Source organism: Streptomyces sp. JNUCC 64 (assembly GCF_054484115.1).
This window is the reverse complement of record NZ_CM137015.1, coordinates 1,048,383-1,073,365: the sequence shown is the minus strand read 5'-3', so window position 1 is coordinate 1,073,365 and position 24,983 is coordinate 1,048,383. Positions and strand designations below refer to the sequence as shown.

Sequence of the window (24,983 nt, the reverse complement as noted above, 5' to 3'; positions counted from 1 at the left end):
TAGGCATTTGCGCCCTTCTTGGTCAGTGTCCGTCGGCTTCCGGCGGGGCGCTCAAGCGGCTCAGGAGCCGGGGGCTGGCGAGCCGGTCCAGGTACTCGGGCTCGTTCCGCGCGCGCTCGATGCCGGGGCGAAGATCCAGGAGGTAGCGCACCGAGCCCACGTCCTTGCAGCCGACTCCCATTTTCTTCGCCAAGCGGTCGTAGAGTTTCCGCGCGGGAGTGTTATCGGGTTCGGTCTCGCCTTCGGCGTACTCGTAGCCCCGCCGCATCGCCTCCACGAACGCCGCGGCCATCAGAATCGGTCCAATGCCTCGGAAACCACGGAGGGGCTCTGTTACGTACACGTCGTGCACGTACGCCACATTGTCCGCGAACTGGAGGTTCGGAATGGGATCGACCATCACGCATCCCACAGCGGCGCCCTCTTCGATCGCGATGATCTGGAAACTCGCATCATTTCCGACGACACCCTCGAAGAAGGCGCGGGTGATGGCGAGGTCGACCTCTCTTCCGCAGGCGCGCTGATGCTCGACGATCAGGGGGATGAGCAGGTCCAGTTGATCCCTGCCCACCACGACCGTGTCAATGCTCACTTGATCTCCATGCTCGGGGCGACCGCGATTTCAGCGTGCTTTCCTGTGTTCTCGAAATGCAGGTACAACTCATGGGCGGCGTTGCGCAGGTCGTCCAGACCCGGACGGGGCCGTGCCGGGAGCGCCCTGTCCAGAGCGGACATGTCGGCGCAGGTCCAGTATTGGTACCGGCCGATGTGGGGGTTCGGGACCAACCGCACGTTCAGTGGTGTCTCCGCGAAGTCCGAACACCAGTGGAGCAACTCGGCGAAGCTGACCGCATGGCCCGATCCGAGGTTGTAGATGCCGGAGGGCGCCGCGGGATCAGCCATCAGGACGCACGTCTGCGCGACCGTGGCGACGGGAACGTAGTCCCGGCACGCCTCCAACGTGTCGGCGAAGACCGTGAGCGGTTCCTGCCGCGCGGTGGCGAGGAGGAGCTGGCCGATGATGGAGGCCATCGACTCCTTGTGCAGTTCCCCGGCGCCGAAGACGTTGGTGAACCGCAGGCCCGCCCATCCCGGTCCTCCGTGGACGCCGGACCGCGTGGTCATGTGCGTGTCGAACAAGGTCTTCGACTGGGCGTAGGCGTTCAGCGGGCCGGAGCACGCGGGGGAGCCCAGTGCGGTCTCCGGCAGTGCCCGCCGACCGGTGATCCCACCGTAGACGCTGAACGAGGACGCGTAGACGAACCGCGTGCCGCTTCGCTCGCAGCGCTCCGCCAGTGCCGCGGGTCCGGTGACGTTCGTTCGCTCCAGCGCCTGCCAGTCCTCCTCGACGGTGCTGCTGATCGCGCCGAGGTGCACCACCGCGGTGAACTGGCCTGCGGCCACCGCCTGAAGGATCGCGGGATCGTCGAACGAACCGGTGTGGAAGGTGGTGTCCCGGCGGAGGTCGCAGGGCGGCGTGGCGAGGTCTACCGCGGTGACCTGGTATCCGGCTTCCAGACAGGCCCGCGCCACGTGTCGGCCGATGAACCCGGCAGCTCCCGTGACCAGCACGCTCCGCTGACTCATGCCGGTCACCGGGTCCGCGCCGACTCGATCAGCGACGACGTCGACCAGCCGGCGACGAACGGTACGACCACGGTTCGTCCGCCCAGCGAATCGACCAGCTTGCTCTCGGGAATCCCTATCCCCGAGTAGTCGCCGCCCTTGACCCAGATCGAGGGTCGCAGCGCGCGTATGGCCTCCTCGGGCGTGTCCTCGTCGAACACCAGCACGCTGTCCACGGAAGCGAGTGCTTCGAGCACGAGAGAGCGCTGCGCCGCCGGTACGACGGGGCGCGACGGGCCTTTCAGCCGGGACATCGAGTCGTCGCTGTTCAGACAGACGATCAGGCAGTCACCCAGTTGGCGCGCCTGTTCGAGCAGCCGGATGTGCCCGACGTGCAAGAGGTCGAAGCACCCGCCCGCGGCAACCACGGTGCCGCCCCTGGCCCGGACCGCCTCGGCGAGCTCGACGGCCCCGCGCGCTGCCGCCGTGCGCCCGGCCCCCGAGGGCCCGGTCGTCGGTGAGCCGTTGTCGGGCCGGTGGGCCAAGGACCCGGGGCCACCCGCCGCGACGTACTCCGACGCCGCCCGCACCGCCGATGCCACCGCCTCGCTGGGCAACTGACCGCAGGCCAGCATGGCGGCGAGGTGACCGGCGAAGAAGTCGCCAGCACCGCAGGCGTCGGCCTTCCCTCCCGCGGCAGCCTTCGCGGGCACGACCAGCGGCGGCAGATCCGCGTCGGAGAGCAGGACGGCCCCGTGCTCCTGCCGGGTGAGCACCACCTGGACCGGCCCCCACACGCGCCCTACCGCGCGTGCCGCCTCGACGTCGTCCGACAACGCGCCGCTGCCCGGTCGGGAGGCGATGATCCGGGCTTCCCGGCTGTTCGGCGTCACGACGGCGGTATGGGCGACCGGAACCGCGCCGCGCGGATGCGGGTCCCAGACCAGCGGAGAGCGCCGAGCGGCCTCGGCGAGGAGGTCACGCAGGCCGGTGTGCGCGGTGACGCCTCGACCGTAGTCGGACACCAGGACGGCGTCGGCAGCCGTCAGTGCGCGCCGTGCCGCGGGTAACGCTGTGTCGCTCTCCCGCCCGATCGGTGGGCAGACATCGTGCTCGTCCAGCATCATCAGGGTGCGCGCGGCGGCGCGTATCCGCGTCTTCACCGCAGTCGGGCCGTCCAGCCCGAGATCGACCACCTCGACTCGCGCTTCGTCCAGCAGCGTGCGCAATTGGTCGCCCACCGCGTCCTCTCCCAACGCGGTGACGAGGGTGACCGCGTGCCCCTGTCTCGCGCTCATGACGGCCGCCAGTGCGGCACCGCCGGGGCGCATGCGCGTGGTGCCACCGCTCACGACCAGGGCCGGTTCATCGGAGGCGACCCGCTCCACCCGGCCGGTGTGGTCGCGGTCGAGGAACGCATCGCCGACCACCACCAGGTTCGTGCGGACTCCGGGTGCCGCAGCCGGTCGGCCCTCCCCGACCGGCTCCGACGGCGAGGAGGCGGCCAACGAAGAGAGCGGCGCGGACGGGTGGGAACCCACGGCGTCTGCGGTGGTGGAGCCCTTGGCGGCGATGGCGTCGTCCATGGCCGCGCACATCAGGTGGATCACCACGAGGTGGCATTCCTGCGCCGTGGATGTCGCCTGCGCCGTCACGGTCACCGCTTCGTCCACCAGCGTGACCAGTGGATTGGGCGCGGGTCCCGTCAGCGCCCACGTCACCGCGCCGACCTCGCGTGCGGCCTCCGCGGCACGCAGCAGATTGGCACTGCGGCCGGAGCCGGACATGAGCAGCACGATGTCGCCCGGCCGCGCGTGTGCCCGGACTTGCCGGGCGAAGACCTGCTCGTAGCCGTAGTCGTTGCTGATCGCGGTGACTGAGGATGTCTCGGCATGCAGCGCCAACGCGGAGATCGGCGGGCGTTCCGTCTGGAATCGGCCCACCAGCTCGGCTGTCAGATGCTGGGCCTGCGCCGCGGACCCGCCGTTGCCGGCCACCAGCAGACGCTGACCGTTGTCGGCCAGTTCGGCCAGCCGTGATCCCCAGTCCGAGACCCGGGACACATCGAGCCCTCGCAGGGAAGAAATGAGCCGGTTCAGGTAATCCGTAGTGGTCGTACTCCCGGCCGTCATACCGATTCTCCTCCTGTCGGGCGTCCTAGGAAGTCGTTGAGTTCAATAGTGTGACCATCGGGGTCGGCCACGAATGCCACCGTCTCTTGATGGATTCGATATGGCTCGGTGATGACCCGGTATCCGAGTGCGCGAATATGTTCTACCAACACCGGAACATCGGCGACGCGAAACGCGATGTGCTGAGTAGGGTGCGGGTTCGGCGCGAGATCTCGTTCCTGCCAGAGTTCTACACCTGCTGGCCTGCCGTCCGGCGCCATCTGTGAAATGACCCGGTCGGTCAGATCGTAGCGCACGACGCCGGTGAGCCCGAGTGCGTCGACATAAAACCGTTCGGCGATGTCAATGTCTAATACATCCAGCCTGATGTGGTCTAAGGCAGTGACCGAGGTAGCTGCGCGCACACGGCCCTGCGATTCGCTGCCCAAACTGATTCTCCTTGAGAAGTGACATCGTTTCCGCCACGTGGTACGGCCGCATCCGATTTTGAGGAAGGGGCGGGAGCCGACTGATCCGGGCGCGGTGACTTGAATACAAGGTTCGTCGCTGCGGTCTTTTCAGTCAATGTGAAGAGGCACTGTCCTGCTCCGCCGCCGGTGTGCTTTTCACAACGTCGTCCGGGCTCATCGTCGAAGACGATCCAGGCGCCGAATTCGGATGGTCGGCGCCCGCTTGGCCGACCGGCAGGGTGCCGCCACCGAACCCGACCGGGCGCTGCCGCCCTCCGGGTCCGACGGTCGCGCTACCGTCGTCGACGGCCGCGCGCTCAAGGGCTCGGCCCGTCGCACCGCGACGCGCCGGAAGCCGCTCGCCGCGGTCGCTCACGGCACCTCGGTATGAGGTCAGCGACCTCTGTGCAGGGAGGCCGCGAGCGCTGTCCCCCGGCGGGCGGGGTCGGTCGCCGCGGGCTTCTGCCTGAGCGCGTAGAGCGCGAGGCAGAGTTCGGCGACGTCCTTCGGATCGGCGGGGGAACGGCCGGTGTGCTTGCGGATGCGGCGCAGGCGCAGGCGCACGGTATTGGGGTGGCAGTACATGCGTTTGGCGGTTTCCTCGACGGAGCCGCCGCAGTCGATCCAGGTCTCCAGCGCGTCTATCAACACCTTGCGCTCCGCCTGCGGCAGCTCGTCCAGAGGGCCGAAGACGTGGCCGGCCAGACGCTGGCCGATCTCGGGTACCGCCGCTGCGGCGACCGCCACCAGGTGGTCGTCGAACACGGTCACCGAACGTCCGCCCGCGCCCCTGCTCTGCATCGCGGCCCTGGCGTACCACCGGTGAGCACCGGTGAGGTACAGGTCCTCGTAGACCGGGCTGAGGCCGGCCCGGCGGGTCACCGCGCCCTCCAGTAGTTCGGCGAGTTCCTCAAGCTGCCCGGGTCGGCCGAGCTGGATGATGCCGACCTGGGCGTCCGTCTGAAGGTGCCAGACCGAGTGGAACCCGGACCGCCGCAGCGCCTCCTCGGTCCGCGCGAGGGCGGGAGGGCCGGCCGAAGGCAGCTCCGCCACCAGTACCGCGAACCATCCGTACCGCGGCATGCGCAGCACATCCAAGGTCGCCTGCAACATGCCGAGATCAAGGCTTCGATTGGTCAGCAGGGCGTCCAGCAGAGCCGAATGCTCCTGCGCGGCTGTCCGTATCCGCGCGGTAGCGGCCGCGCGGTAGCCGGACACCGCGGACTCGATCATGATGTCCTGGAAGCGCCAGATCGAGGACGCCGCCGCGACCAGGCCCTTGTCGTCCACCAGGCCGGTAGCCTCGGCCTCGGCTATCAGCAGTTCCCAGATATGACGGAAGCCCATGCGGTAGCCGGTCACCACGACGGCCTCCGGCATGTCCTTCTGGGCGAGCCTGCGCCCGGTACTGGCGCCGATGGTGGTGTACAGCGGAGCCTCACCGGCTAACGCTCGCAGCACATTGCGCAATTCGGCGCGGCAGGAAGCGTGCAGATCCTCCAACGGAAGGCGGTGCTCGCCAGCTGCCGAATCGATCAGCTCGGCCAGGGAGTCGCCGAGGTCGTCGACCCGCTCCAGCATGCCTGTGACGATCTTTGCAAGACCGTCGTCAACGGCCGCATCATCGCTGGCAAATGCGTCTGCCATGCGCACATTCCTTTCTTGGGTCTACGATAGAACATAGAGTTCCCCACACGGCCGCATCTCGGGGTCGTCCCGGCTCGCGCTCGGAGTTCTCGAAAACGCCTGACTGCCACCGGAATGCGAAACGAGATTCGGAATGCAAGAAGAGACCGAATCTCGGCACCATGAAGCCATCGGCCGACGCGCCCGTAATTGATGGCTCGCTGGTGTCTTCGAGGGCCTGCGCACATGGAATGGAGCTGTTCAACCCGATGGCATCGAAGCCCCGTTCATCGTGGAGAATCCCGTCGGGGCCAGGGAACCCAACCGATGCGAGAGGCATCGAGCCCACCTGGCAGTACATGCTTCATCAGAGGTTCCTTGTTATGCGGCTGCCGGGCCCAGCTGCTGGAGAGGACCGACACCTGTGATGACGACCAGAACACAGCCGGGGTTCCGTTGCTTCGCAGTGAACCGCCCGGGTCGGGCTCGCCACCGCCGAGCGGAACACCGGGCCTGGCTGCGCGAGCGCGGGCTTGTCGCGCGCCTCGCACGGCCCGGCACCGAGTCCGGCGAACGCCTCGGCCGGCACCGCTGCAAGATCGAGCGGTCGATCGCCTGGCTCTTCGGCTACCGCCGCCTCACCGTCCGATACGAACGAAAGGGCTCGCACGTCCTTGCCTTCCTCGGTCTCGCCGCCACCCTGACCTGCTACAAGAAGCTCGCGGAACGCACCACGTGAGACACCGGGTTCGCTACCACCGCCGCCGGACGCGCCGCGGCCCTGGCCTTCGTGAACGCCCGGTCCACACAGCGGTCCTCACCTCACTGAAGAGCCTCGCCCGGCGCGTCAAGCAACTCACCGTCGAACACCAGGCCCTGACCCGGGCCCTCGACAGCGAGGTCACCGCCCACAACCCCGGACTGCGGGCCGCCTACGGCGTCGGCCCCGACACCGCCGCCCAACTGCTGGTCACAGCCGGAGGCAATCCCGAACGCCTGCGGACCGAGGCGTCCTTCGCCGCCTTCTGCGGAGCCGCCCCCGTCCCCGCCTCCAGCGGCCGCACGAGGCGGCACCGCCTCTCACGAGGCGGCGACTGGGCCGCCGACGCCGCCCTCTACCGCATCGCTCTGGTCCGCATGTCCAGCGTTCCCCGCACCCGCGACTACGTGGCACGACAGACCGCCGCCGGCCGAACCGAGAAGGAGATCATCCGGTTGCTGGAACGGGCCATCGCCCGGGAGGTCTTCCGCTGTCTGACCACCACGGTCACCATCCCAGGCATCGCCGACCTGCGACCCCTGCGGCAGTCGAAGAACATCACCCTCACCGCGGCGGCCCGCCACTTGGGAGTCCGGCCCGCCACGATCTCCACCCTCGAACGCGGAATCCGCCGAGACGACAACCTCGCCATCACCTACCGCGACTGGCTCACCGCCGCTTGACACCCAATAGGAGCATCAGTCCGCCGGTCAATCCGCCTTCTCCACCCTGCGAGGACCAGAGATGACAGAGCACGCCTCGTCGCCAGGACGGTGATCCTGGGGACCAGTTGGGGACCACACGCTACGCGCGGTGGTGCACGATGCATGAGGTGGGCGGTGAGGGCATGGCCGGAGCTGGTGATCTGGGACGTGTCGGGGTGGAAGGCGGCGCTGGGTGGTGAGGGGGGAGTCGTGCCCGGCGATCTTGCGGAGGATGTGGGCGGGGGACTCCCGGTCGAGCGGCTCTGCTCGTCGGCGATCCAGCCGTGGACGGTGCGATCGACGGCACCGTTGGTGATCACGCGTACGGGGAAGTGCCCCAACGCGGGACCACACGACGACGCCAGCCCGCTAGCTAGGTGTACCCGTCAGATAGGCTGCCGCCCTTCTCGTATGGCGACATCAAGGGGTGGGAATGAAGACGGGCAGACGAACCGCCGTAGTGGCCACGCTCGTGGGGGTACTCGGTCTCTCGACGCTCAACGCACCGGCCGCCTCGGCCGCGGACACCGGCATCACCCTGTCGGACCTCGTCATCAACAAGGGCAAGCCGATCGTCGTCGGCACGTCGAAGGTGGTGAGGCCGTCCTTCACCTTCCGTGTCGTCCTGCCCCGCGGATACAGCACCGACGACCCCTTCAGCTACAGGGCGAGCCCGTTCCTCTACCGCGGCAGCATCGCGCAGGCCGGCCAGATATGGGACGACTACATCGGCGCGGCCAGCTACGGCTGCGAAGGGGAAACGCCCCGGCGCGCCAGGTGCGAGGGCGAACTCAACATCAACCCTGACTGTGATCATGACCATGTGAATGCCAACAACGACGCCACGTCCTGGAAGGTCGGTGTCTGGTTGGGGCTGGAGAGGGCCAACGGGGGTGTCGGGCCCAGCGAGCGGGAGAAGCGGTCTCTGAAGGTCCCGCTCAAGCGCCTGTCCAAGGTCACCGTCGACGCCTCGCCGGAACCGGTCACCCAGGGCGGGACCATCACCGTCAGGGGCAAGGTGACCCGGGCGAACTGGAAGACGAAGAAGTACGACCCGTACGGCGACCGCACGGTCAGCCTCCAGTACCGGGCCAAGGGCACCAGCACCTACAGAACGGTCAAGAAGGCCACCACCAGCCGCACTGGAGCGCTGAAGGCCAAGGTCACCGCCTCGGCCGACGGCTACTACCGCTGGGTGTACTACGGCAACTCCGCGACCGGCGCCGCCACCAGCGCCGCCGACTTCGTCGACGTCCGCTAAGCGCCCACGGGGTCCGGCGCGTCCGCTGTCCCGTTCCGTGGCGGGTGCGCCGGGTCGCCCGTCACGAATTCTCACCCGGCCGGGCGGGGCCCCGGGTGCGACGCCGAGCGTGCCGTCGGCGTCGGCCGGGACGAGTCCCTGCGATGCGGTCATGCGTCGCGGGTGCCCGGGAACCCGGTGTGCGGACCGGTGCGGGGCGGCCTCCGTGTCCTCGCCGCGGTCGCGACGGCAGGAGTGCCCGCCCTGGTGCGCGCGTTGTCGGCGGGGTCCGTTCCCCGTGAGCCCGGCTCCGGTCGGCCCGCCGGTGATCAGGCGGGTGGTGGTGGCGCGGTCCTGATGCCCGCGAGGACCACGTCGACGACGCGTTCCGCGTCCGCGCGCGTGAACGGGCGCAGACCGCGGTTCACCACGAGGTGGACCGGGCCGGAGAGCATCTCGCCGAGGAAGACGCTGTCGACCGGCGGCAGTTCGCCCCGGCGGACGGCCAGGTCCACACGCCGGCGCATGGCGGCGCCGCGCTGTTCGAGGATCCTCGCCACCGTCTCGCGGACCACGGGGTTCTCATGGGTGGGCTGGAGGGCGAGTTCGAGCGCCCGGCCGAAGGACGTGCCCAGTCCCCCCGCGATGGCCACCAGATGGTCGACCAGGTCATCGCGGAGGTCGCCGGTGTCGGCGATGGTCGCGAGGTCCTCGGCGTACTGGATCAGGGCCTCGGCGACCAGTTCCTCGCGGTCGGGCCAGTTGCGGTAGACGCTGGTCCGGTGGACGCCGGCCCGTTCGGCGACCTCGTCGTAGCGGAAGCCCGCGATGCCGTCGCGCGCGACCAGTTCGGCCGTCGCGCCGAGGATCCGCTCGCGCACCCGCGCGTTGCGGCCACCGGGGCGACGTGCCTGCGGGCCGTTCGCGATGCCGTCGGCCATTCCCGCGTCCACCTCCTGCTCCTCCGCCCGGACGCCGATTGTCGTCACCCCGGCCGTTGCGGTGCAACCCGATCGCGACTAGGGTCCGATTAAAGCGACGCTGTGTCTCTTTAAGGATCGCCGCAGTGCCCGGCGACACCCGACCCCGACACCTGGAGCGCGTACACCATGCACATCCTCATTTCCGGAGCCGGTATCGCCGGGCTCGCCGCCGCCCGCGAACTCGGTGCCCGCGGCCACGCCGTCACCGTCGTCGAACACGCCCACCGCTTACGACTCGAGGGAACACCCGTCGACATCCGCGGTGACGCGATCGGGGCCGTGGACCGGATGGGGCTGCTGGCGAGGATCCGGGAGCAGCGGCTCCGGATGTCCGAGTCCAGCTGCTTCGTCGACGGGGACGGCGTACCGGTCGGCCGCGTACCAGTGGCGGACACGAGCGGGGCCGACGAGGACACCGATGTCGAGATCCTGCGCGAGGACCTCGTCCGGACCCTCGCCGAGGCGCTCCCGGACAGCGTGACGATCCGCTTCGCCGACGCGGTCCGGTCACTCACCGACGACGACGACGACGGCGACGGCGGTGGCGGCCACCACGGTGTCCGCGTGCGTTTCGACTCCGGCCGCGCCGGACGGTACGACCTCGTGGTCGGCGCTGACGGGCAGCACTCCGGCGTACGCGGGCTGGTGTTCGGGCCCGAGAAGGAGTACCTCCGGCACCTCGGCGTCCACTTCGCCCTCGTCGACCTCCCCGGCGACACCTGGCCCGACGGCGTCAACATGATCCACAACGTCCCCGGCCGGCTCGCGGGCGTCTTCCGGTACAAGGACAGGACCGTCGCGGTCTTCCAGTTCCGCTCCGGACCCCTCGACCACGACGACCGCGACCCGGACGCCCGGAAACGGAGCCTCCTCGACGCCTTCGCGGGCGTCACGTCGTGGCGGATCCCCCTGCTGCTCGACGCGGTCCGGGCCGCCCCCGTCCTCTACTTCGACTCCGCGAGCCAGATCCGGCTGCCGTCCTGGCACCGCGGCCGTGTCGTCCTCGTCGGGGACGCGGGATACTGCCCGTCCTTCCTCTCCGGCCGGGGCACGTCACTCGCGCTCACCGGCGCCCGCTTCCTCGCGGAGGAACTCGAACGCTACGGCGACGACCACACCACCGCGTTCGAGCGGTACGAGGCGAGGCAGCGCCCCCATGTCGTCTCCGCCCAGGCGAGCGCCGAAGCCGGCCGCGACCGTCTGCTGCCTGCCACCCGGGCCGATCTCGCCGCCCGGGACGCGGGGCTGCGCGCGGCGGGCAGCCGGCCCCCGGTCACGAGGGGTTCGTCGTGACCGGCGCGGAGCACCGCTGGAGCGGGCGGCTCGCTCTCCGGGTCGCCGTTCTGATCCTCGCCACCGTCCTGGCCGACCTCGCCATCACCTCTCCCCTCATGGTCCTGCCCCAGATGCTCGACCACTTCGACACCGACCAGGCGGCGTGGCTGAACGCGAGCGCGATGCTGGCGGGGGCCGTCTGGTCGCCGTTGCTCGCGAAGAGCTGCGACGTCTTCGGCGAGCGCCGGACACTCGTCGTCACGCTCCTGCTGACCTGCGCGGGCGCGTTGGTCTGCCTCGCCGCGCCCAACATCGGAATCTTCCTGGTGGGGCGTTTCCTCCAGGGCGCAGCCCTGGCCACGGTCTTCATCACGGTGGCCCTCACGCTCCGGCTCTGCACCCCACGCGTGGCGATGGCCGCGGTCGGACTGGTGACTTCCGGCTCGGCGCTCGTCGGAGTGCTGGAACCGTTCCTGATGCGGCCGGTCATCGATCTGCTCGGCTACCGGAGCGTGTTCGTGGTGGGAGCCCTGCTCGCCGCGGTGGCCGCACTCTGCGTCCACGCCCTCGTTCCGGGGACGCCGGTCCGGGGCGGCGGGCGGATCGACGTACGCGGGGCGCTCCTGCTGGGCGGCGGCCTGGGCGCGGTCCTCGCCTACGCCACCCTCGGCGGGGATTCCGGGTGGCTGTCCGGGCGGATGGCCTTCCTGCTGGGGACGGGTGCCGCGGCGCTGGCCGGATGGGTGGTCCTCGCCCTGCGGACCGAGGAGCCGATCGTCGACATCCGGGCTCTCAGCCGCCCGATCGTGCTGACGCTGCTGGCCCTGCTCCTGGCCGCGGGCTCGTTCCGGAGCGTGATGCAGCTGACGGGCCTCGTCGCCCGGGTGCCGCCGGACCTCGGCCTCGGCTACGGCCTCGGCGACGGCGAGGCGGTCGCCGTACTGCTCGCCACCCCCTCGTTCGGCATCATCGTCGGCGGCACGCTCGCGGGCCGCCTCGCGGTACGGTTCGGCCCCGCGCCGCCCCTCCTCGGCGGTATCGCCCTCGGGGCGATCGCGACCCTCGCGATGCCGGCGGGGGTCTCGGCCCTCCCCCCGGCGATCGTCTGCGGCGCCGCGCTCGGCACGGCCGCCGGCGCGATCGCCGCGTCCGGCTACAACCTGGCGACCGCTCTCGCGCCGCCCGAGCGGCAGGGCACGGTCTCCGGCCTGGTGTCGGTCGTCCTCGCCCTGGGATCGGTCGTCTTCAACGTCGCCGGAGGCGAAGTCCTCAAGGCCACCCGGGCCCCCGACGTCCTCGCCGACGGCGCTCCGGTGAGCACGGCGTCCGGCGTCCACCTCTACGTCCTCATGGCCGCGGCACTGTTCGCGCTCGCCGCCGTCCCGGTGATCGCGCTCCTGCGAAGCCCCGCGCGATTCCGGGAACCGCCCTTCGGACCGGCGGGTGGCCCGGCCCCCGACCGCGTCGCGCGTGCGTAGGGGCCGTCCGCCCGAACAGCACGCGGTCGCGCGGGTTCGGCACGACCGTCTCGGCCCGGTGCCCCGGTGCCCGGCGAGACGACGACAGGCGCCGACAGCACGGCACCCGCCCCGCGAGATCGCGGGGCGGGTGCCGATGAGCGCGAGCTCAGGCGGGGGTGATGTTCTCCGCCTGAGGACCCTTCTGCCCCTGGGTGACGTCGAAGTTCACCCGCTGGCCCTCCTGAAGCTCACGGAAGCCGGAGCTGGCGATGTTCGAGTAGTGGGCGAAGACGTCGGGGCCGCCGCCGTCCTGCTCGATGAAGCCGAAGCCCTTTTCCGAGTTGAACCACTTGACGGTTCCGCTGGCCATTGTGTCCTCCAAGGGGACTCGAAGTCGGTGCCCGCACCATGCGGGCACCGGAGGTGATCGCCCTGGTCCTCAGAGAAGGTGAACAGCAGAATCGCCCGTGCGCATTGCTCACGGGCGACCAGCACTTCGGAACCACGACAGCTACCCCTGACGTTACACGGGGAGATCGGTCTTCGTTGACGAGAGCCGTTCGGTCACGAACGATACGAGGCATCCGTTCGGGCGCGTGGGATCGTCTGACCAGGCACGTCGGCGACCCTGACAGCTGTGAACGCGGGCCGGGTGCCGACCTTCATCGTGGTGCGGGTTCTCGGCCGTCGGGCGGGGGCGGCCGGTCGGGGCGGCCGTGCCCCGGGGTCCGGGTGTCCCCGCCGTGGGTCCCGCCTGATCCTCGCGGCGGGGCCCACGGCGGGGGCGCGCACGTCATCCGGGCGGGGTCACCAGGAGGACTTCGTCACGCCGGGCAGGAAACCGGCGTGGGCCTGCTGCCTGGTGCGCACCCGTGAGAGTCCGAACGCGCGGAGGTAGCCACGGGGGCGGCCGTCGACGCTGTCGCGGTTGCGGACCCGGGTCGCGCTGGCGTCGCGCGGCTGGCGCCTCAGTTCCGTCTGCGCGGCCCGTCGTTCCTCGGCGGTCGACGAGGGACGGCGGATGATCTCCTTCAGCTCGGCCCTCCGGGCGGCGTGGCGCTCCACCGTCCTCTTGCGCTTCTCGTTCTGCGCGATCTTGCTCTTCTTCGCCATCAGACCCTCACCCCTCGTGCCCGGATCCGGGCCACCGCCGCCTCGACGCCGATCGCGTCCACCGTCTTGATCGCCTTGGCGCTCAGCGTCAGCCGGACGTGCCGCCCCTCGCTGGCCAGCCAGTAGCGCTTGCGCTGGACGTTGGGGTCGAAGCGGCGCGAGGAGCGCCGGTGGGAGTGGGAGACGGTGTTGCCGAAGCCCGGCTTGGCGCCGGTCAGTTGGCAGTGGGCGGACATGGGTGTTACCTGCCTCTCTCTGCGGTCACTGCTATTGGTAATGAAAACCGTTGCCATATACTAGCCTCATGGCGCGCGGCGGACTCCGCCCGGGCGTCAAGCTCCGCTCCACGGCGGGTCCGGCTTCACGTACGCCGCCCGCGAGAACCGCTCCGGCGATCCCGACCGGTTGGCGCCGCGCGTACGTCCCGTCGCCGGTCGCCGCGTCGGCTTCCGCGAAGAACGCCGCATCCCCGTCCCCCTACCGAAAGGTCCTCCTGTGAAGCCCGGCAGCCACCCCGCCCACGGTCCCGTCGTCCTCCGTGACCCCGACTCCGGCACCGCCCTCCCCGTCCGCTCCGCCGTGACCGGCGAGAAGGCGGCCGAGCGGGAGGACGGCCGCTTCCGCCCCGGCGCCGGTGGGGAGACCTCCGCCAGGGGCGCCACCCGCGTCACCCGGGCGGCGGGCCGCGTCGAACGCTTCCAGCGCCGTTACGGGTCCCGCTGATGGCGCGGGGTTCCCGGCTGCCCGTCGTCATCGTCGCCGGGCTCCACGCCGACGCCCGCCAGGAGGTCGTCGACCGTCTGCTGCGGTCCGTTCCCGGCAGCGTCGCGCTCCACCACGATCTGTCCGGCGCGCCGGACGGCGCGGTGCGCCGCCTGGTCCGGGACGCCTCCGGACCGCTGTCCGAGGACGCGGCGCCGCTGGTCAACGACTGCGCGTGCTGCGCCCTGCGCGAGGACCTCGTCCCGGAGCTGGAGCGGATGGCCGGTGCCGGGCTGACCCGGCTCGCGGTGGTCGAACTGTGGGACTCGGTCGAGCCCAAGGGGATGGCCGAGGTCATCGCCGCCCACGCCGGAGCCGCCCTCACCCTCACCAACGTGATCACGGCGGTGGACCCGGCCCTGGTGCTGCCGTACCTCGGCAACGGCGACGACCTCTCCGAAGGCGGCCTGGCGTCCGCCCCCACCGACCGGCGCACCGTCGGCGACACCTTCGCCCGGCAGCTGGAGTACGCGCCCGTCCTCGCCCTCGTCGACAGCGGGGACGCCGACGACGAGGACCACGCCCTGCTCGCCCAGCTGCACCCCACCGCCCGCCGCGTGGCGGCCGGCTCGGGTGCTCTGGCCGAGGCCGCCTTCGCGGGCTTCGACGTCGAGGCCGCCGCGGCGGCGCAGCACCCCGCGAGCGCGCTGCTGCCCCAGGAAGCGGACGACGCCGGTGTCGCCACGCTCGTCTGGCACCGGCGCCGCCCCTTCCACCCCGAGCGCCTGTACCAGGCCCTGGAAGACCTGTGCTGCGCCGCCGCGCGCAGCCGTGGCCGGTTCTGGCTCGCCGACCGCCCCGACACCCTGCTCGCCTGGGACGCGGCGGGCGGAGCGCTGTGCGTGGAGAGCGCCGGGCCCTGGCTCGCCGCCCTGCCGGACGCGGCCTGGGGGACGGTCCCGCCGGTGCGCAGGGCCGCCGCGGCCATGGACTGGCACCCCGAGCACGGCGACTGCTGCCAGCACCTCGTCTTCACGTCCCCCGGTCTCGACCGCGAGGGAGTGGAGCGGCTCCTCGAATCCTGCCTCCTCACGGACGAGGAGTTCGCGGCGGGTCCGGAGGGCTGGAAGCGCCTCCCGGCCGCCTTCGACTCCCTCCTCGACGCCTCCTGATCTACGCCCCGGCCCAGAAGCCCGACCCAGAAGCCCGACCCAGAAGGACGCCGCATGGCCCGCCGCCAGGACACCCGCAAGCCCGTGAAGCCCCGCCCCAACCCGCTCGACGCGGCCGGGATCACGTACATCGACTACAAGGACACCGACCTGCTGCGGAAGTTCGTCTCCGACCGTGGCAAGATCCGTGGCCGACGCGTCACCCGTGTCACCGCCCAGCAGCAGCGACAGCTCGCCGCCGCCGTCAAGAACGCCCGTGAGATGGCACTGCTGCCGTACCCGGGCCGCTGACCCCGCCCGGGTCCGCGCGGGGGCCTTCCCGCGCGGCTCCACGGAGGCGGGGCGCGCCGTCGGGCCCACCCGCCGGACCCGGCCGACCGTTGACGATGCCGATCGTCAACGGTCGGCCGCGTTCGCCCGGCCTACGGGCGGCTTCGCGTCAGCGGCCCACCGGATCGCCGTCGGCGCCGTCGTCCCGGCTGAGCAGCGTGAGGTGCCCGCCGTGGTGCAGCGGGGTGTCCCCGCGCAGACGGTTCGCCTCCTCGCCCGTCCCGGCGTCGATCAGGTGCACTTCGCCGTGACCGCCACGGGTGACGGCGATCCAGTCGGAGCCGGGGGAGGCCGCCACCGCACGGCGTTCCACCCCCTCCCAGGGGGTGCCGCCGCGCCGGGGCGCGCCGTCCATGGCGGGCAGCCGGACGCGTCGGAGGGCGTCGTCCGCGTCCATGAGCACCAGTTCGTCCCCGTCGGGGTGGACGCGGGTGAAGGCGGTGTGGCTCCGGGAGAGCGCCAGCCGGAAGACCAGACCGGGACCGAGTTCGGTGCGGAACGTACGGCCCGTCCCCAGGTCGTGGCGCCATGCCTGGTTGGTCCAGTCCGGCCACCGCAGGGGGTCCGGATCGCCCCCGCGCAGAGTGGTCCACAGGGCCGGCCGACGGGTGTCGAGACGGAGGTACCAGCCACGGGCGGGCGACTCCCACGGGATCACCTCCCCGGCCACCAGGGCGTCGCCGTCGCGGTGCGCCGAGTGCACTCCCTCGCCCGTGGCGGCGAACACCCGCCCCGAGCGGGGGTCGTGCGCGTCACCGTGCCCGTCGTCCGGCAGCGGCAGGAGCGCGTGAGGGGTCACCGCGGGGCAGCCGGGCGGGGCCGCGAGGAGATCCGCGAACGAGTGGACCGCCAGCGCGCCCGGCTCCCGGTGGCGCAGCACCACGAGCGGTTCGCCGCCGCCGAGCACCGTCACGCCCGGTTCGCCGACGCGGGTGCGCACCCGTGAGGACTCTCCCGTGGCCAGGTCCACCACGGTCAGCAGGTCCGACCACGGTCGCCCGTTCTCGCCCAGCCCCGTGGTGACGACCACCCGGCGACCGGACGGATCGCAGGCCAGGTGCTCGGCGGGCACCGCCACCGGAACCGCGAGTTCCACGAGTTCCCCGCCGAACGGGTCGAGCACCAGCAGCTCCCCCCGGCGGTCGTCGACACAGGCCACCCGCCCTCCCGGCAGCGCCAGGAACCCCGCGTGCTCGGAGAGGTGACGTCCTGTCAGACGTCCGGTGATCGCACCGTCCGGCACGCTCGCCACCCACACCGCCCCGGCCATGTGGTCGGAGACGAGGAGCGCGGAAGCGTCAGTGGGCATGGGTCCTCCCGGAGTTGTTTAGTGAAAACGATTATCATGTATGTTCAGGGATGTTCCAGTTCCCGGAGAAGAAGTGAGGGCGCCGATGTCGCGCGCACCGTCGAAGGTCGTCCGTAGTTGCCTCGCCGCGGTGGCGGTGGGCTCGGTCCTGGTCGGCTGCGGCTCGTCCGCGAAGGAGCCGACGGCCGACAAGGCGCGACCGTCCGCGAAGACCGAGGTCACCGTCGAACCCATCAAGGCCGCGACGCGGTTGACCGACGTCAACGGGGTCAAGGTCTCCCTGGCGAAGCCGCCGGAGCGGATCGTCTGCCTGGTCGCGCTCTGCGACGACATCCTGACCGAACTCGGCATCGTCCCGACGGCCACCAACAGCGAACTGCTCGCCCATCCCGGCTTCCTCGGGCCGGACCGGGCCAAGGAAGCCGCCGTGGTCCCGGGCGGATTCATCGCCCCGGAAGTGGAGGCGATCCTCTCCCACAAGCCGGACCTCGTCATCGGCCTGGGGGACACCCACGGCAAGCTGGCCCCCGCGCTGAAGGGCGCCACCACGTTCTGGGCCGTGCAGCCCGAGACGTGGGAGGACAGCGTCGGCTACCTGCGCGACACCGCGGCCCTCACCGGCCGCACCACCGAGGGGGAGAAGGCCGAACGGGCCTTCCGCGCCAAGCTCGCGAAGGCGGAGAAGGCCCCGAGCGACCGGACCGCCCTCGTCATCTACGGAAGCGACGAGAACTTCGGGGTCGCCACCCCGGAAGCCGACGTGACGGCCAGCCTGATGCCCAGGATCGCCGACTATCCGTGGAAGTCCCGTGGTGTGGAAGGCACTTACAGTCTCGAAGAGATACTCGCCCGGGGGGTCGACGTCCTGTTCGTCGAGACCATGAGCTTCGGCGGCGGGGACGGGAAGCTCTCGGAGAAGCTGGCGGAGAACCCCCTCTGGAGCAAGATCCCGGCCGTCAGGAACGGCGACGTCCACGAGGTGCACCCGGACGTGTGGGCCAAGGGGCGCGGTACCCGTTCGATGGGCATCGTCCTCGACGAGGCGACGGCCGCGCTGCGGTGAGGGACTCTTCCCCGGCGCCCGGGACGGCGGACGCCCCGGCGGACAAGGACCGGCGGCCACGGCCGCGCGCACGGCGGCAACCCCTGCTGGTGATCGGGGTGCTGATGGTCGCCTCGGCCTGCGCGCTGTGCCTCGGCACCCCCTACGTCCCACCGCACCGGCTCCTCGGCGCGGCGCTGGACGGGGACGCCACGCTCGCCGGGATCGTCGTCACCGAACTGCGCGTCCCGCGACTGGTGCTGGCGCTGATCGCCGGATCCTGTCTGGGCGCGGCGGGGCTGGTGCTCCAGGAGGCGCTCCGCAATCCCCTGGCGGTGCCGGAGATGCTCGGCGTCTCCTCCGGGGCGGCGCTGGGCGTGGCGGCGCCGTTGGTGCTGGCCCTGTCGCTGCCCGCCGCGGTCGAACCCGTGCTCGCCCTCGGCGGGGCCGCGCTGGGAGGAGGGCTGACCCTGTTCGCCGCCGGGCTCGGGCGCAGTCCGTCCGCGGTGCTGCTCACGGGGGCCGCAGTCGCGGCCGCTCTGCAGGCCGCGCTGCTCGTCCTGATGGTCATGGCCGACCAGCTCGACCTCCAGCTCATCTACCGCTATCTGCTGGGGTCGCTCTCCGCCCGGACCTGGGACGACGTCGAGGGGCTGTGGCCGTGGCTGCTCGTCGCGGCTCCGGCCCTCGTGCTCTGCGCGCCGGTGCTCTCGGTCATGCGGCTGGGCGACGAGGACGCCGAGGCGCTGGGCGTGCGCGTGCGGCGGGCGCGGCTGGCGGCGCTCGCCCTGGCCGTCCTGCTGATCGCGCCCGTCACCGCTGTGTGCGGCCCCGTCGCGTGGGTGGGCTTCCTCGCCCCACACCTGGCCCGGTGGTTCGACCCCGCCGCGGGAGCCGTGCGCTGGCTGCCGTGGTCCGCCGCGTGGGGTGCCGTCGTCGTCACGGTCGCCGATGTCCCCGCCCGGCTGGCGCTGGCACCCGTGGAGACCCCGGTCGGCGCCTGGACCGCTCTGCTCGGGGTTCCGGCCGGGGTCGCCCTGATGCGGTCGGGCCGTGGTGGCCGCACCGGCGGGTCCGCCGGTCCGCCGCGTCGTGAACTGTCAGGGACGCCGGGCGCTTCGGCACCTCCGGCGCGCACGACCGGAACGGAGGGCGCCCGGTGAGCCGGCGCTTCGTGGCCCTCGTGGCACTGGCCGTCGTGTGCGCGGGGGCGCAACTGGTGGCCGGACGCGGCATGTCCCCGGGTGCGCTGTGGGAGGTGCTCGGCGGGGGCGGCGACCTGACGGAACGGCACATCTTCTGGCAACTGCGGCTGCCCAGAACGCTGGTGGCCCTGGGGGCGGGGGCGTCCCTCGCCGTGGCCGGGCTGATCCTGCAGTCCGCGCTCCGCAATCCGCTCGCCGGGCCCGAGGTGACGGGCGTGACTCCCGGGGCGGTCCTGGGGACCGTCACCGCCACGGCCCTCGGCCTCGCGGGGTGGGAATCCCCGCTGGCCGTGGTGCTCGCCGCGGGCGCGGGCGGATGCGCCGGAGCGCTGCTCCTGTGGCTGCTCGTCGGCCGCGCCGGTGGCGATCCGGCCCAGACCGCCGTGTACGGAGTCCTCGTGTCGGCGGTGCTCGGCGGACTCACCGCCGTGGTGCTGCTCGTGCGGCCGGGCGAACTCGGCAGCGTCGTGCAGTGGCTGGTCGGCACCACCGAGGGGAGGGTCTGGGAACACTGGCACCTCCTCTGGCCGTGGGCGCTGGCCTGGGGGGCGGCGGCGTGGCTGCTCGCGGGTCCGCTGACCCTGCTGCGCTGCGGTGACGACATCGCCCTGGCCGTGGGACTCGCCGCCCGACCGGCCCGCACCCTCGCCCTGCTGTGCGCGGTGGCGCTGACGGCGGGGGCGGTGGCGGCCGTCGGGGCGCTCGGCTTCGTGGGACTGCTCGTCCCGCACCTGGCCGTGGCCCTCTTCGGCGCGGACCTGCGGGTCGGTCTTCCCGGGGCCGCCCTGACGGGGGCGGTCGTCGTCTGCGGCGCGGACGCCGCGGCGCAGCTGTCCTCGCGACTGCTGCCCCTGGTGCTGGACACCGACCGGCTCACGCTGCCGGTCGGAGCCCTCACCGCCTGCCTCGGCGCCGCCCTGCTGCTCGTCGTGGTGCGCCGCGCGCCGGGCCGTACGTTCTGAATCGACGGAGGACAGAGCATGACCGACTCCATGGGGATACACGTCCGGGGGGTCCACTTCGGCTACCCCGCGCGACCCGTGCTGCGGGGCGTCGACCTGACGGTCCGGCCGGGCGAACTGACCGCTCTCATCGGCCTCAACGGATGCGGCAAGTCGACCCTGCTGCGCCTGGCCGCCGGGCTGCTGAGGCCCGACCGGGGGCGGGTGACGCTCGGCGGGGACGACCTGGCGGCCCTGTCCCGGCGCGCCACGGCGGCCAGGGTGGCGCTGCTGCACCAATCGGCCCCCTCGGTACCGGGGATGACGGTCCGGCACCTGGTGCGGCAGGGGCGGTACGCCGCGCGCGGCCCGCTGGGGATGCTGCGCGAGGGCGACGACCCGGTGGTGCGCCGGGCGTTGCGCGACGTCGGGGTCGAGCGGTGGGCCGACCGGGACGTCGACGCGCTGTCCGGGGGCGAGCGGCAGCGGGTACGGCTGGCGATGGCGCTCGCCCAGGACACCCGCGTCCTGCTGCTCGACGAGCCGACCACCTATCTGGACCTGCACCACCAGCTCGACGTGCTCCAGACGGTGGTGCGCCTGCGCGAGGAGCGCGGACTCACGGTGGTGATGGTGCTGCACGACCTGGCGCACGCCGCCCGGTTCGCCGAACGCGTCGTCGCCCTGCGCGAAGGCGTCGTCGTGGCGGACGGCACGCCGAAGGAGGTCGTCACCCCGGGCTTGCTGGCCGACGTGCTGAAGGTGGCCGGGCGCGTCGGCACGGATCCCGAGGGGGGCTGGCCGGTGTGTTACCCAGATCACCCCCTTCCCGTATTGGAAAATGAAAATCAGTTCCATTAGTGTTCGGTTCGGGGCGCTCGCCTGAACGCCCCATCTCCCTTACGAACAAGGAGAGTTCATGGACAACGAGCAGATCTTCACCCCGATCGCCGACCCGGGGCAGCTGGCCCACGCCTCGGCCACCCACTCCAACGCCCTCGTCGAGAACCCCTTCGAGGACAACGAGGAGTAAGCGAGGCCCCACCAGCCTCCACCGTGGGCCCGCCCGTTGCCTTACGGGCGGGCCCACGCCCGTGCCCGCCCCACTTCTGTCAGGAGGACCGCCGTGCCCCGCAACCGACTCGTACCCGGTGCCGAAGTCGTCGCCGTGCCCGGACGGGGTCTCGCCGTCCGCACCGCCGACGGAGAGTTCCTCAGCGTCAGGACGCGCGACGCGGACCAGGACGCCCTGCTCTCCGTGCTCACCGGGGCCGAATCCGTCCCGCCGGACGGCGAACCGCGCCGTGTCGTGGCGGCTTTCGAGGAGGCGGGCTACCTGGCGGCGGAGCGGCGCCCGCCCCGGTGGCCCGTGGAGCGCCGGGACGTCCTGCTCCTCGGCGACCCGGTGCTGACCCGCCCGCTGGCCGCGCACCTGACCGCCCTGGGCGCCGGGCCCCGGACGGCACCCGCCGTCACCGCGCCCGGCGGGGCGCCGGCAGGGATCGGGGAACTGCTCGACGGGAACCCCGCCGCCGTCGTGTGGTGCCTCGACGGCCCGGTCCCCGAGGGGCTGTGGGAGGCCGCCGACCGGTTGCCCGGGCACGGGGTCGCCTGGCTCCGCTGCCACCGCGAGGGCTGGCAGGCGTACGTCGAGCCGCTCGCCGCGACCCCGGGCGACGTCACCGCCGCCCATGTACGCGCCCGTCGGCTCGCGGCCACCCCCGCCCACCGCGAACTGGCGGCCTACTGGCGAGGGCCCCGCACCTCCGGCGTGCCGGTCACGCTCACCGTTCCCGCCGCCGCGCTCCTGGCGGCCCTGCTGGCGGACGACCTCAACGGGTGGGCCACCGGAACCCCCCGCACGGCGGGCTTCCCGGCCCGGCGGCGGCTCCGGCGGGTGGACCTGCGCACCCTCACCGTCACCGAGCACCCCGTCCTGCCGGTGCCCGCCGTCACGCCGATGCCGGAGAAGGACGGATGAGGTCCGTCCACGAGGCCGTCGGAGGTCTCGCCACCGACGTGCGCCTCCCCGACGGGGCCGGGCCCTTCCCCGCCGTACTCGTCCGCACCCCCTACGACCGCGCCCGGCACCTGGCCGAGGCGCACGGCTGGGCCCGCCGGGGCTTCGCCGCCGTCGTCCAGGACGTCCGGGGCCGGTTCGCCTCGCCGGGGCGGTGGCAGCCCTACCACGACGAGGCCGCCGACGGGGCGGTGACCGCGAGGTGGATCCGGCGGCAGCCGTGGAGCGACGGCCGGTACGTCGCCGCCGGAGCCTCCTACGCCGCCCACTGCGCCCTCGTCCTGGCCCTCGACGCGGACGAGGAGGAGGCCCGGCCGGACGCCGTCATCGCCGCCGTGCCCGCACTCGGCGCCGCCGACACCGCCCGCGAACCCTCCGGCGTGGAAAGGCTCCTGGCCCGCGCCGGCTGGTGGGCGGCCCACGGCGACCGGCCCGACTCCGACGAGGGCGCCCTCGCCCGGGCCCTCGCCACGGATCCCGGGCTGCTCACCCAGCTGCCGCTCACCGGCCTTCCCGAGCGGCTGGGCCGGAGCCTGCCCTCCTGGTCCGGACTGTGGCGGCGACGCGAGCGGGGCCGACTCGTGTCCCGGGCGGCCCTGGCCGCTGTCCCCCTGCTCGCGGTCGGAGGCCAGCACGACCACTTCGCCGAGGACACCGTCGCCCTCTGGCGCGGGTGGGGCGGCCCCTCGGCCCGCCTCCTCCTCGGCCCCTGGGGGCACGGCCTGGTCGCCGCGCCCGGACCCGGCGCCGGTCCCGCCCACCGCGTGGCCCTCGGCGAGCTGTACGCGCGGTGGGCGCACCGCGCCCTGGCCCCCGGCCGGCACGGCACACCGGCCCCCGGCCACCACCGCGCCCTGGCCCCCGGCCACCACCGCGCCCTGGCCCCCGGCCACCACGGCGCCCTGGCGCTGGGCGGTGGCGACCTGTGGCTGCCCGCGGACACCGAGGGCGAACCGCGCGCGCTACGACCGCGGCCGTTGCACGGCACCGCCTTCACCGCGGACCCCGACCGTCCCGTCCGCTCCGACGACCTCACCGTTCCCACCACGGGAACCCCCGACCGCTGTCTGCTGGCCACCCCACCGCTCCCACGCCCGCTCGACCTCGTCGGAGCCGCGCGGGTACGGCTGCGGGCCACCGCCGACACCCCCTCCGCCGACTGGGCGGCCCGCCTCGTCGCCCTCACCCCCGCCGGGCACGCCGAGCGACTGGCCGTCGGCGTCGTGCGGCGCGAGCACCCGGAGGACGACGAGTTCACCGTCGGGCTGGGCCTGCTCTCGCGCCGGCTGCCGGCCGGCACGCGGCTGCGGCTCGAAATCGCCGGACACCACTTCCCGGCCCACGCCCGCAACCCCCACACCGGCGCCGACCCCGTCACGGCCGCCCGGCTCCTCCCCTCACGGCGGGAAGTCGACCCGGCGAGCGTGACGCTGACCCTGCGCGTCCTGCCCTCCCGCCCCCGCTCCACCGACCCCGCCAAGGAGATCCTGCGATGACGGCGCTGCCGCTTGACGCACTCGTCGACCCCGTCTGCGGCATCGTCCGCGAGGTCGGGCCCGTGGAACACCCCGCCGGTGCCCCGCCCCGCTACACCGCCTACACCGCCGAGATATCCGACGCCCGCAGACTCGGTCTGTGGCCCGCCGACCGGGTCTCCCTCGGCACCACCTTCGGCGACCCCGGGCAGGCCCGCGTCGCCGCGATAGCCGAAGGGGTGGAACGGTACTGCGGCAACCGCGTGCCGCCGCCCGGTCACCCGGACGCCCCGCTGCGCGCCACCGCCGCCGAGCTGACGGCGAAGGGCACGCGGATCTACGGCCCCGACGACCTCCCCTCGTACGCGTCGTGGCAGTACGACGGGGAGGGCTTCCCCTACCGGCGCTTCACCGACGACACCCCGTCCCTCTGGACGCGCGGCACCGAACGGCTGCCCGGCGGCGGCACGACGGAGGTCTGGGCACCCGTCGCCCTCACCCACCTCAACTGGCGCCAGGGCGCGCTGCGCGGGCTGCCCCGGACCCACCACCTCAACTACGCGGGCATCGCCACCGGCCAGGGACTCGACGACGCGGTCGAACGCGGTCTGCTGGAGATCGTCGAGCGCGACGCCCTGGAACTGTGGTGGCACCTCGACGGACCGACCCGCGGCATCGACCCGGCCAGCGTTCCCGGCCTCATGGACGACCTCGCCGGAGCGGCGCTCGACGTCCACCTCGTCGAGATGCCCTCCGAGTTCGCGCCCTGCGTGGCCGCGCTGGTGCGCGACGCCCGGCGCGGTCTGTACGCCGCCGGGTTCGCCTGTAAGTACGACCCGGCCGAAGCCGCCCGCAAGGCGGTCCTCGAAGCCGTCCACACCTGGGTCTTCACCCAGGGCCTGACCGACCCCGACGGCTGGGTCTTCCAGGCCGTCGAGGCCGGACTGCTCGCCCGTGGCCTCTACCTGGAACACCGCGCCGACGGCCGGTACCTCGACGCGTGCGGCGAACGGTTCGCCCACGTGAGGGACCTGGGCGCGCACGTACAGGTGTGGCTCGACGAACGGATGTCGGCCGAGGCCCGCCGGTTCACCGACCCCGCCCACGGGACGGTGCCCGTCGACGCGGTCCGGCCCGGCGACAGGGAGCGGCTGGAGAGGGCGTTGCACACGGGCGGCCACCGCCTCATGACCTTCGACCTCACCACCGAGGACGTGGCGGAAACGTCCCTGCGGGTGGCCCGGGTCCTGGTGTCGGGCCTGCTTCCCAACGCCCCCGCCGCCTTCGGCTACTTCGGCTGCCCGCGCCTCGGCGAGGCCGCCGTCCGACGGGGCTGGCGCACGACCGCGCCGAAGGCGCCCGAGGACTTCACCCTCGCGCCCCCGCCCCACATGTGAGGACCCCAGTGGAACGTCTCGACCACGACCGCCCGGCGGACGGAGACCGCGACTCCGGACGCCGCGAGCCGCGAACCCGTGC

The 24,983-nt window shown here is 72.4% G+C and carries 26 protein-coding genes and 1 pseudogene; 17 read left to right on the top strand and 10 right to left on the bottom strand.

Annotated elements, in window-relative coordinates:
• Window positions 1–22: 22 nt before the first annotated feature.
• From ACVWNX_RS04145 to ACVWNX_RS04130, 4 genes are read right to left on the bottom strand one after another with little or no spacing between them, the layout of a single operon-like run.
• On the bottom strand, window positions 23–592 hold the full coding sequence (locus tag ACVWNX_RS04145) for a GNAT family N-acetyltransferase (RefSeq protein ID WP_454412493.1): 570 nt from the start codon (window positions 590–592) through the stop codon (window positions 23–25).
• A complete protein-coding gene (locus ACVWNX_RS04140; RefSeq protein WP_454412492.1) occupies window positions 589–1,587 on the bottom strand; it encodes an NAD-dependent epimerase/dehydratase family protein in 999 nt (332 codons plus the stop codon). Before ACVWNX_RS04140 ends, ACVWNX_RS04145 begins: the two co-directional genes overlap by 4 nt.
• A 5-nt stretch (window positions 1,588–1,592) precedes the next feature.
• Entirely contained in the window at window positions 1,593–3,698 is a 2,106-nt protein-coding gene (locus ACVWNX_RS04135) for a PfkB family carbohydrate kinase (RefSeq protein ID WP_454412491.1), read from the bottom strand.
• Entirely contained in the window at window positions 3,695–4,126 is a 432-nt protein-coding gene (locus tag ACVWNX_RS04130; RefSeq protein ID WP_454412490.1) for a VOC family protein, read from the bottom strand. The genes ACVWNX_RS04135 and ACVWNX_RS04130 overlap by 4 nt, the downstream gene beginning before the upstream one ends.
• A 244-nt stretch (window positions 4,127–4,370) precedes the next feature.
• On the opposite strand from ACVWNX_RS04130, the gene ACVWNX_RS04125 reads away from it, so the two are divergent.
• Window positions 4,371–4,538 (top strand): hypothetical protein, encoded by a 168-nt coding sequence (locus ACVWNX_RS04125; protein ID WP_454412489.1) that lies wholly within the window; start codon window positions 4,371–4,373, stop codon window positions 4,536–4,538.
• A 2-nt stretch (window positions 4,539–4,540) separates the two neighbouring features.
• Here the strand turns inward: ACVWNX_RS04125 and ACVWNX_RS04120 are convergent, their stop codons facing one another.
• Entirely contained in the window at window positions 4,541–5,794 is a 1,254-nt protein-coding gene (locus tag ACVWNX_RS04120) for a PucR family transcriptional regulator (protein ID WP_454412488.1), read from the bottom strand.
• Between the two features lie 520 nt (window positions 5,795–6,314).
• Here ACVWNX_RS04120 and ACVWNX_RS04115 point away from each other — a divergent pair.
• From ACVWNX_RS04115 to ACVWNX_RS04105, 3 genes and pseudogenes are all read left to right on the top strand, one after another.
• Window positions 6,315–6,512, top strand: a pseudogene (locus ACVWNX_RS04115) (IS5/IS1182 family transposase); the annotation flags it as partial.
• Window positions 6,509–7,216 (top strand): transposase, encoded by a 708-nt coding sequence (locus tag ACVWNX_RS04110; protein WP_454412487.1) that lies wholly within the window; start codon window positions 6,509–6,511, stop codon window positions 7,214–7,216. The pseudogene ACVWNX_RS04115 and the gene ACVWNX_RS04110, both read left to right, overlap by 4 nt.
• Before the next feature lie 454 nt (window positions 7,217–7,670).
• Complete coding sequence (locus ACVWNX_RS04105; RefSeq protein ID WP_454414622.1) at window positions 7,671–8,498, top strand: hypothetical protein; 828 nt, start codon at window positions 7,671–7,673, stop codon at window positions 8,496–8,498.
• A 308-nt stretch (window positions 8,499–8,806) separates the two neighbouring features.
• Here ACVWNX_RS04105 and ACVWNX_RS04100 read toward each other — a convergent pair whose 3' ends face one another.
• Window positions 8,807–9,430 (bottom strand): TetR/AcrR family transcriptional regulator, encoded by a 624-nt coding sequence (locus ACVWNX_RS04100; protein WP_454412486.1) that lies wholly within the window; start codon window positions 9,428–9,430, stop codon window positions 8,807–8,809.
• 156 nt (window positions 9,431–9,586) lie between these two features.
• On the opposite strand from ACVWNX_RS04100, the gene ACVWNX_RS04095 reads away from it, so the two are divergent.
• Together ACVWNX_RS04095 and ACVWNX_RS04090 are read left to right on the top strand one after the other, a co-directional pair.
• Entirely contained in the window at window positions 9,587–10,753 is a 1,167-nt protein-coding gene (locus tag ACVWNX_RS04095; protein ID WP_454412485.1) for an FAD-dependent monooxygenase, read from the top strand.
• Entirely contained in the window at window positions 10,750–12,213 is a 1,464-nt protein-coding gene (locus tag ACVWNX_RS04090) for an MFS transporter (RefSeq protein ID WP_454412484.1), read from the top strand. Before ACVWNX_RS04095 ends, ACVWNX_RS04090 begins: the two co-directional genes overlap by 4 nt.
• 148 nt (window positions 12,214–12,361) lie before the next feature.
• Here ACVWNX_RS04090 and ACVWNX_RS04085 read toward each other — a convergent pair whose 3' ends face one another.
• From ACVWNX_RS04085 to rpmB, 3 genes are all read right to left on the bottom strand, one after another.
• Window positions 12,362–12,565, bottom strand: coding sequence for a cold-shock protein (locus tag ACVWNX_RS04085; protein WP_358420028.1), 204 nt, complete (start codon window positions 12,563–12,565; stop codon window positions 12,362–12,364).
• Window positions 12,566–13,002: 437 nt separating this feature from the next.
• Complete coding sequence (rpsN, locus tag ACVWNX_RS04080) at window positions 13,003–13,308, bottom strand: 30S ribosomal protein S14 (RefSeq protein WP_454412483.1); 306 nt, start codon at window positions 13,306–13,308, stop codon at window positions 13,003–13,005.
• Entirely contained in the window at window positions 13,308–13,544 is a 237-nt protein-coding gene (gene rpmB, locus ACVWNX_RS04075) for a 50S ribosomal protein L28 (protein ID WP_454412482.1), read from the bottom strand. The genes rpsN and rpmB overlap by 1 nt, the downstream gene beginning before the upstream one ends.
• Window positions 13,545–13,803: 259 nt before the next feature.
• Here rpmB and ACVWNX_RS04070 point away from each other — a divergent pair, with 259 nt between their 5' ends.
• Genes ACVWNX_RS04070 through rpsR form a run of 3 tightly spaced genes read left to right on the top strand, consistent with a single transcriptional unit; the run spans window position 13,804 to window position 15,473 of the window.
• Complete coding sequence (locus ACVWNX_RS04070; protein WP_454412481.1) at window positions 13,804–14,031, top strand: type B 50S ribosomal protein L31; 228 nt, start codon at window positions 13,804–13,806, stop codon at window positions 14,029–14,031.
• Window positions 14,031–15,182: a CobW family GTP-binding protein gene (locus ACVWNX_RS04065; protein ID WP_454412480.1), complete on the top strand. Its 1,152-nt coding sequence runs from the start codon at window positions 14,031–14,033 to the stop codon at window positions 15,180–15,182. Before ACVWNX_RS04070 ends, ACVWNX_RS04065 begins: the two co-directional genes overlap by 1 nt.
• A gap of 54 nt (window positions 15,183–15,236) precedes the next feature.
• Entirely contained in the window at window positions 15,237–15,473 is a 237-nt protein-coding gene (gene rpsR, locus ACVWNX_RS04060) for a 30S ribosomal protein S18 (protein WP_454412479.1), read from the top strand.
• Window positions 15,474–15,621: 148 nt separating this feature from the next.
• Here the strand turns inward: rpsR and ACVWNX_RS04055 are convergent, their stop codons facing one another.
• Window positions 15,622–16,821 carry a YncE family protein gene (locus tag ACVWNX_RS04055; RefSeq protein ID WP_454412478.1) on the bottom strand — a complete coding sequence of 400 codons (1,200 nt, stop codon included), beginning with the start codon at window positions 16,819–16,821 and terminating at the stop codon, window positions 15,622–15,624.
• Between the two features lie 85 nt (window positions 16,822–16,906).
• On the opposite strand from ACVWNX_RS04055, the gene ACVWNX_RS04050 reads away from it, so the two are divergent.
• The 8 genes from ACVWNX_RS04050 (at window position 16,907) to ACVWNX_RS04015 (ending at window position 24,901) form a co-directional block, all read left to right on the top strand.
• Window positions 16,907–17,884: an ABC transporter substrate-binding protein gene (locus ACVWNX_RS04050; RefSeq protein ID WP_454412477.1), complete on the top strand. Its 978-nt coding sequence runs from the start codon at window positions 16,907–16,909 to the stop codon at window positions 17,882–17,884.
• Window positions 17,885–17,988: 104 nt separating this feature from the next.
• Window positions 17,989–19,026, top strand: a complete 1,038-nt coding sequence (locus tag ACVWNX_RS04045) for a FecCD family ABC transporter permease (RefSeq protein WP_454414621.1) — start codon at window positions 17,989–17,991, stop codon at window positions 19,024–19,026.
• Window positions 19,023–20,030 carry a FecCD family ABC transporter permease gene (locus tag ACVWNX_RS04040; RefSeq protein WP_454412476.1) on the top strand — a complete coding sequence of 336 codons (1,008 nt, stop codon included), beginning with the start codon at window positions 19,023–19,025 and terminating at the stop codon, window positions 20,028–20,030. Before ACVWNX_RS04045 ends, ACVWNX_RS04040 begins: the two co-directional genes overlap by 4 nt.
• An 18-nt stretch (window positions 20,031–20,048) precedes the next feature.
• The gene (locus ACVWNX_RS04035) at window positions 20,049–20,870 is read left to right on the top strand and encodes an ABC transporter ATP-binding protein (RefSeq protein ID WP_454412475.1); all 822 of its coding nucleotides are present in this window, start codon (window positions 20,049–20,051) and stop codon (window positions 20,868–20,870) included.
• A 58-nt stretch (window positions 20,871–20,928) separates the two neighbouring features.
• Window positions 20,929–21,042, top strand: coding sequence for a streptamidine family RiPP (amiA, locus tag ACVWNX_RS04030; protein ID WP_366331002.1), 114 nt, complete (start codon window positions 20,929–20,931; stop codon window positions 21,040–21,042).
• Between the two features lie 93 nt (window positions 21,043–21,135).
• Window positions 21,136–21,990 (top strand): hypothetical protein, encoded by an 855-nt coding sequence (locus ACVWNX_RS04025; protein ID WP_454412474.1) that lies wholly within the window; start codon window positions 21,136–21,138, stop codon window positions 21,988–21,990.
• Window positions 21,987–23,525 (top strand): CocE/NonD family hydrolase, encoded by a 1,539-nt coding sequence (locus ACVWNX_RS04020; protein WP_454412473.1) that lies wholly within the window; start codon window positions 21,987–21,989, stop codon window positions 23,523–23,525. Before ACVWNX_RS04025 ends, ACVWNX_RS04020 begins: the two co-directional genes overlap by 4 nt.
• Entirely contained in the window at window positions 23,522–24,901 is a 1,380-nt protein-coding gene (locus ACVWNX_RS04015; RefSeq protein ID WP_454412472.1) for a YcaO-like family protein, read from the top strand. The genes ACVWNX_RS04020 and ACVWNX_RS04015 overlap by 4 nt, the downstream gene beginning before the upstream one ends.
• Window positions 24,902–24,983: the final 82 nt, after the last annotated feature.